This window comes from Cryobacterium sp. N21 (genome assembly GCF_002929575.1).
Taxonomy (GTDB): domain Bacteria; phylum Actinomycetota; class Actinomycetes; order Actinomycetales; family Microbacteriaceae; genus Cryobacterium; species Cryobacterium flavum.
On record NZ_PJJQ01000034.1, the window covers coordinates 82,726 to 95,202 of the forward strand.

At 66.5% G+C, this 12,477-nt stretch carries 11 protein-coding genes; 5 read left to right on the forward strand and 6 right to left on the reverse strand.

Going from position 1 to position 12,477, the window contains the following annotated elements; genetic code table 11:
- Position 1: 1 nt before the first annotated feature.
- The 6 genes from CXY77_RS12550 to CXY77_RS12575 all read right to left on the reverse strand — a co-directional run bounded on the left by CXY77_RS12550 (position 2) and on the right by CXY77_RS12575 (position 6,400).
- Positions 2-274 carry a hypothetical protein gene (locus tag CXY77_RS12550; protein WP_369827297.1) on the reverse strand — a complete coding sequence of 91 codons (273 nt, stop codon included), beginning with the start codon at positions 272-274 and terminating at the stop codon, positions 2-4.
- Between the two features lie 142 nt (positions 275-416).
- Positions 417-695: an HPr family phosphocarrier protein gene (locus CXY77_RS12555; RefSeq protein WP_092340598.1), complete on the reverse strand. Its 279-nt coding sequence runs from the start codon at positions 693-695 to the stop codon at positions 417-419.
- Positions 696-748: 53 nt separating this feature from the next.
- The gene (gene ptsP / locus CXY77_RS12560; RefSeq protein WP_092340599.1) at positions 749-2,500 is read right to left on the reverse strand and encodes a phosphoenolpyruvate--protein phosphotransferase; all 1,752 of its coding nucleotides are present in this window, start codon (positions 2,498-2,500) and stop codon (positions 749-751) included.
- A 104-nt stretch (positions 2,501-2,604) separates the two neighbouring features.
- Positions 2,605-4,617, reverse strand: coding sequence for a fructose-specific PTS transporter subunit EIIC (locus CXY77_RS12565; protein WP_104130164.1), 2,013 nt, complete (start codon positions 4,615-4,617; stop codon positions 2,605-2,607).
- Positions 4,614-5,615, reverse strand: a complete 1,002-nt coding sequence (locus tag CXY77_RS12570; RefSeq protein ID WP_104089380.1) for a 1-phosphofructokinase family hexose kinase — start codon at positions 5,613-5,615, stop codon at positions 4,614-4,616. The genes CXY77_RS12565 and CXY77_RS12570 overlap by 4 nt, the downstream gene beginning before the upstream one ends.
- Positions 5,612-6,400, reverse strand: coding sequence for a DeoR/GlpR family DNA-binding transcription regulator (locus tag CXY77_RS12575; RefSeq protein ID WP_092340602.1), 789 nt, complete (start codon positions 6,398-6,400; stop codon positions 5,612-5,614). Before CXY77_RS12575 ends, CXY77_RS12570 begins: the two co-directional genes overlap by 4 nt.
- Before the next feature lie 173 nt (positions 6,401-6,573).
- On the opposite strand from CXY77_RS12575, the gene CXY77_RS12580 reads away from it, so the two are divergent.
- The 5 genes from CXY77_RS12580 to CXY77_RS12600 all read left to right on the forward strand — a co-directional run bounded on the left by CXY77_RS12580 (position 6,574) and on the right by CXY77_RS12600 (position 12,464).
- The gene (locus tag CXY77_RS12580) at positions 6,574-7,770 is read left to right on the forward strand and encodes an exonuclease SbcCD subunit D (RefSeq protein ID WP_104089377.1); all 1,197 of its coding nucleotides are present in this window, start codon (positions 6,574-6,576) and stop codon (positions 7,768-7,770) included.
- A complete protein-coding gene (locus CXY77_RS12585) occupies positions 7,767-10,754 on the forward strand; it encodes an AAA family ATPase (RefSeq protein ID WP_104130165.1) in 2,988 nt (995 codons plus the stop codon). The genes CXY77_RS12580 and CXY77_RS12585 overlap by 4 nt, the downstream gene beginning before the upstream one ends.
- A 160-nt stretch (positions 10,755-10,914) precedes the next feature.
- Positions 10,915-11,454, forward strand: coding sequence for a hypothetical protein (locus tag CXY77_RS12590; protein ID WP_092340605.1), 540 nt, complete (start codon positions 10,915-10,917; stop codon positions 11,452-11,454).
- Between the two features lie 387 nt (positions 11,455-11,841).
- Positions 11,842-12,171 carry a hypothetical protein gene (locus tag CXY77_RS12595; RefSeq protein ID WP_092340777.1) on the forward strand — a complete coding sequence of 110 codons (330 nt, stop codon included), beginning with the start codon at positions 11,842-11,844 and terminating at the stop codon, positions 12,169-12,171.
- Positions 12,168-12,464, forward strand: coding sequence for a hypothetical protein (locus tag CXY77_RS12600; RefSeq protein WP_092111002.1), 297 nt, complete (start codon positions 12,168-12,170; stop codon positions 12,462-12,464). The genes CXY77_RS12595 and CXY77_RS12600 overlap by 4 nt, the downstream gene beginning before the upstream one ends.
- Positions 12,465-12,477 lie beyond the last annotated feature (13 nt).

The following is a 12,477-nucleotide window of genomic DNA, read 5'->3' on the forward strand; positions in this document are numbered from 1 at the left end:
ATTAGCCGCGGAAGGGATCGGAGCCGACGGATTTCTGGTCGCTCGTCGTTACACGCAGGGTGCCGTTGAACTTCCACACGGCTCGCGGAGCGTCGGGACCGATATCGCGGGGAACCTCGACGACCATATCGATGAAGCTGTAGTTGATCGCTGCACCCTTGCCCGTGAGATAGGACCACATTTCCTGGCCGAGATCGGTCCAGTCCTTGATGGTGCGCTCCTCGGAGTCAGCGGAGTTCTCGACATTGCCCAGGTATGTCTGTCGTTCGGTCACGGTAAGTTCCTTTTCGCTCGCACAGAGAATGGTGCAGGTTCCGGCAAGTGCACCGGTCAGGAGGAAGAGAACCTCGAGATTTACCTAGCCTATTTACCTAGCTGTGTGGCGTAAAGGATTTTGGGTAAAACGGGAACGGGCATTATTCGGCGTCGAGGTCGGTCTCGAGAATCTTCACGAGTGAGTCGAGAGCCTCCTCGGCGCCCTCACCCTCGGCCCGCAGCACGACGGTGTCGCCGTTGGAGGCGCCGAGGCTCATGATCGAGAGGATGCTCGAGGCGTCCATGGCGTCGTCGGCCGGTTCGCCGGCCATGGCGATGGTCACTTCGAGGGGCAGCTCGCCCACAGCGGCGACGAAAATTCCGGCCGGGCGAGCGTGCAGGCCGACGCGGCTGGCGATGACGGCGGTTCGTTCAGACATGGGATCCTCCAGGGGTAGGCGCGTGAAAAGTACGGTGAAACGGGTGTGGCGGGTTAGAGCCCCAGCGTGTTAAGTATGGGTAGTTTCTCGCGAACGATGCGACGGGCATCCGCTGCCGAATGCGCTGTCAGAGCCAGTTTGGCCAGCTGCTCGGCCTCGGGGAGCGTCACGCTGGCGAGCACAGCGGCGACGGCGGAGAGAGCCCGTGCGGTCATCGACAGCGTCGTGACGCCAAGGCCGACCAATACGACCGCGAGGGCGGGGTCGGCAGCGGCCTCGCCGCAGACACCGACGGGTTTGTTGTGGCCCTCGTCGCGCGATCCGGCCACGGTCAGCCGAATCAGCTGGAGCACGGCGGGCTGCCACGGGGTGTTGAGGCCCGCGAGCGGGCCGAGCTGGCGGTCGGCCGCCATGGCGTACTGGGTGAGGTCGTTGGTGCCGAGGCTGACGAAATCGACGTGTTCGAGAATGCTCGCGGAGGTCAGGGCAGCGGAGGGGACCTCGACCATGACGCCGGGCGTTTTCAGGCCAGCTGCGGCACAGAGGCTGGCGAAATGTTCGGCTTCCTCGGCGGTGGAGATCATCGGCGCCATCACCCAGACCTGGGCTTCGGTGCCCTCGGTGGCCTGCGCGATGGCCTGCAGCTGGCGTTCGAGCACGCCGGGCGAAGTAAAATCGGTGCGGTAGCCGCGCACGCCGAGGGCCGGGTTGGGCTCGGAGGCATCGGTCAGAAACGGCAGTGGTTTGTCGGCGCCGGCATCAAGCGTGCGCACGACCACCTTCTTGCCCGGAAAAGCGTCGAACACGCCGCGATAGGCCTCAACCTGTTCGGCGATGGTGGGCTCGGTGTCGCGTTCCAGAAAGCAGAACTCGGTGCGCAGCAGCCCGACGCCCTGGGCACCGGCTGCCGCGGCCTTGACCGCATCCTTTGCGCCACCGACATTGGAGAGCAGCGGAACCAGGTGGCCGTCCTTCATTCGCCCGGTCCCGTCGAACACGGCGAGGGCGGCGGTGGTTGTCTCCCACGCCTTGGCGAGCGCGACCTCGTCGCCGCCGGGGTCGACCAGGACCGTGCCGGCGGCTCCGTCGACGAAGACCAGGGTGCCGTCAGTGAGAGAGTCGACCCCCACTGCGGCGACCACGGCCGGCAGCCCGAGGGCGCGAGCAATGATGGCCGTGTGCGACTGGGGCCCGCCGCTCGAGGTGACGAGGGCCATGACTTTCGCCGGGTCGAGGGTGGCGGTGTCGGCCGGCGCGAGGTCCTCGCCGACCAGAACGAACGGAGTGTCCGAATAGGGAATTCCGGGCGCGGGAACGCCGCGCAGCTCGGCGACGATACGCCCCCGCACATCGAGGACGTCGGTCGCTCGCTCGGCCATGTAGCCGCCGAGATTGTGCAGCATCTCGGCCACCGACGCGGCGGCGTCCCAGATTGCGCGTTCCGCCGAGGCGCCGTTGTTGATGAGCTTCACCGCGGCCTTCACCAGCATCGGGTCGTTCGCCATTAGTGCTGTGGCTTCCAGCACCTCCCGGCCGGTGCCCGAAGCCGAGGACGAGCGGGCCGTGAGGTTGGTCTGCACGGCTTTCGCCGCGGTGCGCAGCAGAGCGGATGCGTCTTCCGCGCTTGTTCCCGCAACCAGCTGCTCGCCGACTGCGGGTTCACGAACCGCTTTGGGCATCAGCAGGATGGAACCGATGATGCGTCCGGGGCTGACTCCGACTCCGGAGAAGGTGCGGCCGGTCTCGGCCTGGTCTGCCGGTGCCTGGCCTGCACCGGCACTGCCTGAAAGCGTCTGCACGATCATCCTCGATTCCTTCATCCCAGCATTCGGCTGGCGTCACTGTATTGCGGAACTGCGGTCGCGCGTGTCGTTTTGGCTGCGCTGGTTCGCGCGGCGCCGGCACCGGATCAGGCGTTGACGAGCACGGCTTCCGGAGCGTCAACCGGACGCTTCCGCACGGCGTAGCGCTTGAGTCCGACAACGGCAAACGCTGATACAACAGTACCGATCGCGATTGCGAGCAGGAACAACCAGAAGTTGTCGATCGCAAAGAACACGAAGACGCCTCCGTGCGGTGCCTTGCTCGTGATGTTCCAGGCCATCGACAGTCCACCGGTGACGGCGGCGCCGAGCATGCTGGCCGGAATTACGCGGAAGACGTCGGCGGCGGCGAACGGAATGGCACCCTCGGAGATGAAAGAGAGCCCGAGAAGCCAGGCCGCCTTGCCGTTCTCCCGCTCAGCGAGGCTGAACAGCTTGCGGTCGACCACGGTGGCCAGGGCCATCGCGAGCGGCGGCACCATGCCGGCGGCCATGACCGCGGCCATGATCTGCCACGGTGCCTGGTTGGCGAGGGTGGCTGCGCCGAGGCCGGCGACGGCGAAGGCGTAGGCCACCTTGTTGACCGGGCCGCCGAGGTCGAAGGCCATCATGAGGCCGAGAATGACACCGAGAATCACAGCGGATGCCCCGGTCATGCCGTTCAGCCAGTCGCTCAGTCCCACGGTCAGCAGGGCGATCGGACCGCCGAGCACGATGAACATCAACCCGGAGGCGACGATCGACGCGATCAGCGGAATGATGACGACGGGCATAAGGCTGCGCAGCCAGCGTGGAACGTTGATTTTGGCGATGTTCACAGCGACGACACCGGCGAGCAGTCCGCCGACGATGCCGCCGAGGAACCCGGCACCCATGAATCCGGCCACGGCACCGGCGACGAAGCCGGGAGCGATGCCGGGGCGATCGGCGATGGCGAAGGAGATGTAGCCGGCCAGGGCGGGAACCAGGAAGCCCATCGACAGGGCGCCGATCTTGAAGAAGACCGCTCCCAGATAGATGTTCAGGCCCCCGTCGGGAAGGTTGAACAGGCTGTTGTTCAGCACGACTGCATCGGCGACCTTGGTGATCTCGAAGCCGCCGAGGGCGAAGCCGAGGGCGATCAGCAGGCCTCCGCCGGCGACGAACGGAATCATGTAGCTGACACCGGTGAGCAGGGCTCGCTTGAGCTTCTGGCCCAGGTGCTCACTCTTCTCCTCTGACGAGCCCCCGAGGTCAACGGTGCCGCTGACGCGACGGGTGTTCGGGTTGAGCGCGGCGGCCAGGGCTTCCTCGATCAATCGTCCGGGTTCGTCGATTCCGCGCTTGACCGGGGCATTGATGACGGGCAGTCCGGCGAAGCGTTCCCGGCCACGCACGTCGACGTCGACGGCGAAGATGACGGCGTCGGCCGCTGCGATGACGGTGGGGTCGAGCGGGGTGAGTCCGGCCGAGCCCTGGGTCTCAACCTGCAGGTCGACTCCGACGGCCTTGGCGGCGGCCACGAGGGAGTCGGCGGCCATGTAGGTGTGGGCGATGCCGGTTGGGCAGGCCGTGACGGCGACAATGCGCTTCATGCCGGACCGTGCGGGGCCGGTGCCGGCGTTCGCGTTTTCGGCACTGCCGGCGGGGGCGCCGGCAGCAACCGGCACCGGGGCGACGACGTTGCCCACGAGTTCGACGATCTGCTGCGCGGTCGACGCGTCCCGCAGGGCCGCGGTGAAGTCGTTCTTCATGAGCGACCGGGCCAGCTTGGCCAGAATCTTCAGGTGCTCCTGGTCGGCGCCGTCCGGCGCCGCAATGAGAAAGACGAGGTCGGCCGGGCCGTCCTTGGAACCGAAGTCGACCGGCGTCGACAGGCGGGCCAGTGCCAGGGTGGGCTCCAGCACGGCCGTGGAACGGCAGTGCGGAATGGCGAGCCCGCCCGGGATGCCGGTGGCGGTCTTCGCTTCGCGGGCCAGGGCATCCGCGTAGAGAGATTCGATCTCGGTGGCTCGGCCGGCGCCGACGACGAGCTCGGCCAGGTGCCGAATGACGTCTTTCGGCTCGGTACCGAGATAGGTGTCCAGAGCAACAAGCTCCGGGGTAATCAGTGCACTCACTGGTCATCCTCCTTTGGATGTGTGGCCAGGACCGGCTCGGAGGCCAGGACTGGGGCAAGGTCCGTCACGGTGACGGCGCTGGGGTTGGTTTGGTGCAGGGCGGGAACAGTGGAACCGGGCAGGGAGGCGGCGGCAGCGCCGTGGGCGGCGGCTTGGCGCAGGCAATCGGGGGCACTCGCGCCGAGGTTGCTCTGCAGCAGGTAGCCGGCCAGGGCCGAGTCGCCGGCACCGACCGTGCTCACGGCGAGCATTGGGGGAGTCGTGGCGAGCCAGCTTTCGGCGGCAGTGACGAGCACGGCGCCCTTCGCTCCGAGGGTGGCGAGCACGGCGCCGACACCACCGGCGATGAGAACGCGAGCTGCGTCGACGACGAGATCGGGGTTTGCTTCGAGCGTGTCGCCGTCGAAGAGGCCGCTCAGCTCGGCGAGTTCCTCACCGTTGGGCTTGAGCAGGTCGGGGTGGGCCAGAGCTGCCGCGGCGAGCGGGCCGCCGGAGGAATCCACGGCGACTTTCGGCGCCTGGCTACCGAGTCGGGTGCGCAGCTCGCCGATGATGCGCGCGTAGAAGTCGTCGGGCACGCCGGGGGGTACCGATCCGGCCAGCACCAGCCAGCTCGCGCCGACCGACTGTTCCAGAACGAGTTCCACCAGGGCATCCTGCTGGGCGAGGCTCAGTACGGGGCCGGGTTCGTTGAGCTTGGTCGTGGTGCCGTCGGGTTCTGTGATCGCGACATTGCTGCGGAGGGGCGCGCCGATCGGCAGGCCGAGGTGTGGAATTGACTGGCTGGTGAGGGCGAGCAGCACCGGATCGTCGGCGTCACCGGGCAAAATGGCGAGGCTTGAAATGCCGCTCGCTTCGAGGGCGCGGCAGATGTTGACGCCCTTGCCGCCGGGTTCGCTGTGGGCGGCCACGGCCCGCTGCACCTCGCCGCGTTCGATCGGGCCGGCCAGCTCGATGGTGCGGTCGAGGCTCGGGTTGGGGGTCAGGGTGACGATCATGCGATCACCACGTCGACGTCGGCCGCGGCGAGGGCTGCGGCCAGATCAGCGGATGGCGGGGCATCCGTTATCAGGGTATCGATGGCCGCGAGGGCGGCGAAACAGACGAGGGTCTCCTGGTCGAGCTTGCTGGAATCGGCGAGCACGACGACGCGCCTGGCTGAGGTGACGATGGCCGCTTTGACGGCCGCTTCGACCGAGTCGGGGGTGCTGAGTCCGAAGGTGGCGCTGATGCCGTTGGTGCCGATGAAGGCGATGTCGGGGCGCAGCAACCCGAGCTGCGCGACGGTTCCGGCGCCGACGATGGCGCTGGTCAGCCCGCGCACGCGGCCCCCGAGAATGTGCAGCTGGATTGTCTCGTTGCTGGAGAGTTTGCCGGCGATCGGCACCGCGTTGGTGATCACCAGAAGTTGGTCGCCGCTGACAGCCGGAGTGAAGCTGGCCAGGCGGTCGGCGAGAAGCTCCGTGGTGCTGCCGGCGTCGAGCAGGATCGAACCGGTGCGACTGGCCGGAATCATGCGCATGGCGGCGTCGGCGATGCGCGACTTCTCGTCGAGGTGCTGGGTCTGGCGTTCGTCGAGGCTCGGTTCGGACAGGCTCAGGCGGTCGATGGCGACCGCGCCGCCGTGCACGCGCCGCAGCTGGCGGGCGGCTTCGAGGGTGTCGAGGTCGCGGCGTACGGTCTCGGCGGTGATGGCGAATCGCGTGGCGAGGTCGGTGACGGTGACCCGGCCCTGGGTTGCCACGAGTGCGGCGATCAAGAGTTGACGTTCTTCGGCGAACACGAATGGCTCCTCGACGGTGAGTGATGTTGGTCACGAAGTTGGTTTCATTGACTTTAGCTGTGTTTATTTTTGTTTGTCAAGAAAAGAGAAGATAAACAAAGAAATATTGCTGCGCAGCGGCACGCGGATGCTGCCGGTCGGGCATGTCGGTGGGCCCCGGTAGCGTAATTGGTATGAAGATTCTGCACACCTCGGACTGGCACATCGGGCGCACCTTCCATACCCATTCCACGCTCGAGCACCTCGGTCTCGTGCTGAACGCACTGGTTGCGGTGGTGGTGCAACGCGGTGTCGACGTGGTGGCCGTGGCCGGTGATGTCTTCGATTCCGCAATGCCCTCCAAAGAGAGCTACGCGCTGCTGACCGACACGCTGCGGCGGTTGAAAGAGGCCGGGGCATCCGTTGTGATGACCAGCGGCAATCACGACTCGGCCACCCGGCTCGGGTTTCAGGCTGAGTGGGCAGCGCTGGCCGGCATCCACATCCTGACCCGGCCCGAGCAATACGCCTCACCGATCACCCTCACCGACGAGCACGGCCCGGTTCATTTCTATGGCATCCCCTACCTGGAGCCGGCCCTCATTCGCCACCTGCACCCCGGTGTACCGTTGAAAACGCAGGAGCAGGTGCTCGACTTCGCCATGACGCGCATTCGGGACGACCTGGCGCTGCGCCTCACTGCGGCCGGCCGGGGTGGCCGCAGCGTCGTCCTCGCGCACTGTTTCGCGGCCGGCGTCGCCCCGGCTGCCGAGTCGAGCGATGTGGAGCGCGATATCACCGCCGGCGGGCTCGACCTCGTACCGCTGTCGGTGTTCGACGGCTGCGACTACGTCGCGCTCGGCCACATTCACGGGCGAGCCACCCTCACCCCGCGGGTGCGCTACTCCGGGGCGCCGCTGCACTACTCTTTCGCCGAGGCCGGCAAGCCGCGCGGTGCCTGGCTGGTCGAACTCGGCGCCGACGGCCTGGGCTCCGACGCTGGTGCCGTGGAGTGGGTCGACCTGCCCGTTCCGCGCCGGCTCGCGGTACTCACCGGCGAACTCGCCGACCTGCTCGCTGACGAGGCATTCGCCGACAACGAGGGCGACTGGGTGAAAGCCATTCTCACCGACCGGGTGCGCCCGCTCGACGCGATGCGGGCGCTGCAATCCCGATTTGTCCACGCGGTGACGCTCGAGCACCGCCCCACGATCACTCTCGATGCGGAGGGCTCCACCTACGCCGAGCGCATTCGCGCTGCCACGGGGGATACCGAGATTGTGGCTGGCTTCCTGTCGTTCGTTCGCAACGGGGTCGGTCCCAGCGAGTTTGAAAGTGCATTGGTCGCAGAACTGTTAAACGAACAGAGTGTGAAGGAGGTGAACGCATGAAGATCCAGCGACTGCGTCTGGCCGGATTCGGGCCATATAAGACTGAACAAATTGTCGATTTCGAACGTTTCGATGCCGACGGCATCTTTCTCATCACCGGCAAGACCGGCGCCGGCAAATCCAGTATTCTCGACGCTATCTGCTTCGCTCTCTATGACCAAGTGCCGCGGTTTCCCGATGGAAAGCAGCCGTTGCGTAGCGACTACTGCGAGCCCGATGATCCCACCTTTGTCGAACTCGACTTCAGCCTGCGCGGGCGTGAGTATCGCCTGTTGCGCAGCCCCGCCTACGAGCGGGCGAAGAAGAACGGCACCGGAACCACCACCGCGGCGCCCACCGCTGTACTGCAGGTGCTCCACGGCACCGAGTGGCAAGGCCTTGCGGCCAAACCACACGCGGTCGGCCTGGAACTGAGCGCGATCCTGCCCCTGAAGGCCGACCAATTCCTGCAGGTGATCCTGCTCGCCCAAAACCGGTTCCAATACTTTCTGCTGGCCAAGACCGATGAACGCCGTGCCGTGCTGCGCACCCTGTTCGGGACCACCCGATTTGAGCAACTGGAAACCGCGCTCGTGCAGCGCCGCAAATCACTCGACGACCGGCTCGCTGACGTGCAGCGCGACATCGTCGAACACACCACCGCTGCCATGCACCAGCTTCGGCTTTCTGAACCGCCCATCGCCCCCGACCTGGGCTGGTTTCAGGGCGCTCTGGCCGACTTGACCAGCGCAGTCGACGCCGCCGCAGAGGAGTCGGCCAGTGCGGCCGCTCTGCTGTCTGAAGCCACTGCCGACCACCGCGCGGCCACGGAGACCCAGCGGCGTCAGGGCCGCCGCGCTCTGGCCGACACCGCTCTCGCCACCCTCGACGGCCGCCGGGCCGAGGTCGAGGAAGAACGCAGCACACTGCTGCGGGCCGCCCGAGCGGCACGGGTCTGGCCGCACATTCGCAGCAGCCGGGCCGCGACTGCCGACTGGCAGGCCGTTCTGGCCGCTGAAACCTTGGCGCGGGTCGCCTGGCTGCCGTTCGGCGACAGCAGCGCCGGTGTCAGCGGCAGCACGGCGCAGAGCGAGTCCGAGCCGGCGCTGCGTCCGATCATGGACGCCCTGGTGGGACGGCTCGGAGCGCTCGCGGAGGTACTCGCGGAAGAGAAGCAGCTCCCTGCCCTGAACCACGAGATCACCGCTTTGTTCGACGTGCTCACCGGCCACACCAACGGTTTGACGCGTGCGCAGAATCGCATCGATGAGCTGCCTCAGCAGATCGATTTCGTCGGCGAGCAACTCGCGGCCGCAACCCTCGCCGCCTCCGGCGAGACTAACGCCGACGACGCCGTGCGCCGGTCCGACGCCGCGTTCACGGCCGCCGAAAACGTGGTGTTGTTGCAGACCGAGCTGGCCGGGGCGGGCGCTCAACTGCTCGACCGCAGTCGGGACAACGCGGCGGCCGCCGTTGCCTACGAGGCCCTCGTGGCTCGTCGGTTCGCCGGGCAGGCGTCCGAATTGGCCAGCCGCCTCGTCGATGGTGTGCCCTGCCCGGTCTGCGGTTCGGTCGAACACCCGGCTCCCGCAGCAGCGGAGGGCGAACAGGTCACTGCAGCCGACCTCGATTCGGCCCAACTGCAGATGCAGGGCCGGCAGCGCGAACTGGCCGATGCTCAGGAGACCCAGGCCGCCCTGACGAATCGTCTCGGGCAGGCGCAGGCGCTGGCCGGGCAACGAAGTGTTGACGAGCTCCGCGCCGAAGGCGTGGCTGCCCGGGCCCGGTTGGCCACCGCGCGCACGGCTGCCGACCTGGTCGGTGGGCTTCGGCAGGAAAACGCCGACCTGCGGGACGCCCAGGCCGACGCACGAGCCGCGGTGGTGAGCCTCCGGGCGGCACGCGATACTGCGGCAGACACCCACAGCGAACGGTCGGGGCAGCGTGACCTGCTCGTGGCCCGCGTGGGAGCGCAGCGTGGTGATCGCGATACCGTGACCGACCAGGCGCGCGCTCTGCAGCACGAGCTGGACTGCGCTCGCGCCCTCGACGACGCCCTCGTGCTCAGCCAGCAGCGCGCCGCGGCTCGTGATGCCGCCGACCTCGACCTCGCGAGCCAACTGGCGGAGCAAGCCTTTGATGACGAGGAAACCGCTGCCGCGGCGCGGCTCGACGAGCGCCAGACCGCACAGCTGGCGAACGATGTGCGGTCCTATGACGACCAGCGTGCAGCGGCCCTGGCGGCAGTGGCAGATCCTGAGCTGATCGATCTTGCGCCAGATCCGGTCGATCTTGAGCCATCCCGGCTGGCGTTCGCAGCGGCGAGCGGCGCGCGCGATGACGCTGTGGGCGCGCACAGCTCGCTCGCCGAACGTGCCGGCCAGCTGGACGTGCTCGTGCGGGGCGTTACAACGCGATTCGCGGCATCCGCTGATCTGCTCGACGAACACTCCCAGGTACGAGGCCTGGCCGACGTCGTGCAGGGAGACGAACCGAACACGAAACGGATGCGGCTGGAGACTTACGTTCTAGCCGCCCAGCTGGAAGAGATCGTCGTGGCGGCCAACCTGCGGCTGCGCACGATGACCAGCGGCCGCTACGCCCTCGAACACGATGACTCCCGAGTGAAGGGCGGTGCTCGGTCGGGACTGGGGCTGGCGATCCGCGATGAGTTCACCGGGCGAGCCCGGGCGACGCACTCTCTTTCGGGTGGCGAGACCTTCCTGGCCTCGCTTGCTCTCGCGCTCGGACTGGCGGAGGTGGTGACCGGGCAAGCCGGCGGCATCACGCTCGACACCCTGTTCGTCGACGAGGGGTTTGGCTCGCTCGACAGCGAGACCCTGGAGACGGCCATGAGCACCCTCGACACCCTGCGCGCCGGCGGACGCACGATCGGCCTGATCAGTCACGTCGACTCCATGAAAGAGCAGATCCCGGCGACCCTGCGTATCTCGGTCACCGACCAGGGCTACAGCCGAATCGAGGCCAACGCACCCGCCGAATGACCGTTCGTGGGCGGTACGGAATCGTTCCCGGACCGTCCAAGCGCCGTTCGAGGCCACCGGGCTGACCACAAGAGGTGGGCTTCAGCCATTGCCCATCCGCGGTGAGCCTGTCACGATCGGAGCGTTGCCGCAACGAAGCGAGCTGCGCCAGGGAGCCCGAATGAAGAAGATCCTCTATATCGACCTCGACAACACCCTCGTCAACGTGCAATCGGGGATCGACCGACTCACCAACGCCGAGTACATCCGCTATGAGAAGCGGCTCGACGAGGTGCCGGGTATTTTCGCCCGCATGGAGCCGATCAGCGGTGCCATTGACGCGTTTCACACCCTCGCCCAATCGTTCGACACCTACATTCTGTCGATGGCACCGTGGGGAAATGCGAGTGCCTGGCAGCACAAGCTGGAGTGGGTGCAGGAACATCTCGGAGTGGATGCCGGCGGGCCGGCCTATAAGCGGCTCATTCTTTCGCACCACAAGCACCTGAACCGCGGCGACTTTCTGGTCGACGACGGATTGGCCGTTGGCGCTGACCGGTTCGAGGGCGAGCTGATCAAATTTCTGACCCCGCTGTTCCCCGACTGGAACACGGTGACCCGCTACCTGCTCGAACGTGCCGACAACAATTCATCCCCGACGAGCGAGCCCTATTCTCGGCACCGCCCGGCGCTGCAGCGCGGGGCGGCGCTGCAGCGCTGACCGCGCATTCTACGGGCTTCGTACCGGTCCAAATGCTGTAACCCGATTTCGCTCATCGCGCAAGAAAACAGGTGAATTTGGCACTTGAGCAGGGGTGCTCGCCGTTGTATATTGATCCTGCTTAGACCAGTCCGATTGCCCTGCCGACCGGACTGGTCTTTCCTTGTCTGCCCTCCCTGCCGGCGACCTCGCTGACAACCCTGGGACGCCCCTGCCGCCGGCTCGCGGCGAATCATACAGGGTCCTGAAGTCTTGACTAGGGGTTTACCCACATGTGAATCTGGGGTAATCTCACTTTCAGACAGGCTCGGATGGGTCCCGGCGGCTTACCCGGACAGATTTGGGCCACCAGATGATTGGGTGAAGATGATGGTGGAACTAAAGAAGATGACGGAACTGAAATCGGATTTCGTTCCGATGGGTGAAGTCAGCGCTGATGAACGCTCCCGAATGGCGTTCGGTAAGGCTGGTGTGCACCGCGACGATCGTTACGCCGTCGCGGTGAACGCTGAGGGCGAGATCCTGCTCACCCCGCTCGTGTCCATTCCGCGCCGTGAACTCTTGGTGTGGGATGACGAAGGCATCCGCGCCGCTCTGGTGCGAGGTCTCGAGCACAGCAGCAAGGACGAGACCAACGAGGGTGGCGACTTCACCCGGTACGCCGATGAGGAGCACGCTGTCGACGAGTCGGCCGCGCCCGCCGAGCCTCAGTCATGAGTTTTACGCTTCTTCTCACGAGGGAAGCGGCCTCGGGATTATCCATCCTCGAAACAAAACCACAATTGGTCGGCCGTCTGAAGCGGGTGCGTACGGCCCTCGGCCGGCTGCAGCTGAACCCTGACGACCCGGCATTGCGCTCACACAAGTATGTGTCGCTCGCTGGCAAGAAGGGGGAGGCCGTCTGGGACTCCTACATAGAGCACCGCACGCCGACGGCCGGGCGCATCTACTGGCACTACGGTCCCGGCCTTGATCGCATCACCGTTGTGATAATCACGCCGCACCCGTAGCGGGTGCCGCGCC

Bases quoted from the DNA above. Each gene is read 5' to 3' on its own strand.
- CXY77_RS12580 (WP_104089377.1), top strand. From the start codon at position 6,574: ATGAAGATTCTGCACACCTCGGACTGGCACATCGGGCGCACCTTCCAT.
- CXY77_RS12595 (WP_092340777.1), top strand. From the start codon at position 11,842: ATGACGGAACTGAAATCGGATTTCGTTCCGATGGGTGAAGTCAGCGCT.
- CXY77_RS12600 (WP_092111002.1), top strand. From the start codon at position 12,168: ATGAGTTTTACGCTTCTTCTCACGAGGGAAGCGGCCTCGGGATTATCC.
- CXY77_RS12585 (WP_104130165.1), top strand. From the start codon at position 7,767: ATGAAGATCCAGCGACTGCGTCTGGCCGGATTCGGGCCATATAAGACT.
- CXY77_RS12590 (WP_092340605.1), top strand. From the start codon at position 10,915: ATGAAGAAGATCCTCTATATCGACCTCGACAACACCCTCGTCAACGTG.
- CXY77_RS12555 (WP_092340598.1), bottom strand. From the start codon at position 695: ATGTCTGAACGAACCGCCGTCATCGCCAGCCGCGTCGGCCTGCACGCT.
- CXY77_RS12570 (WP_104089380.1), bottom strand. From the start codon at position 5,615: ATGATCGTCACCCTGACCCCCAACCCGAGCCTCGACCGCACCATCGAG.
- ptsP (WP_092340599.1), bottom strand. From the start codon at position 2,500: ATGATCGTGCAGACGCTTTCAGGCAGTGCCGGTGCAGGCCAGGCACCG.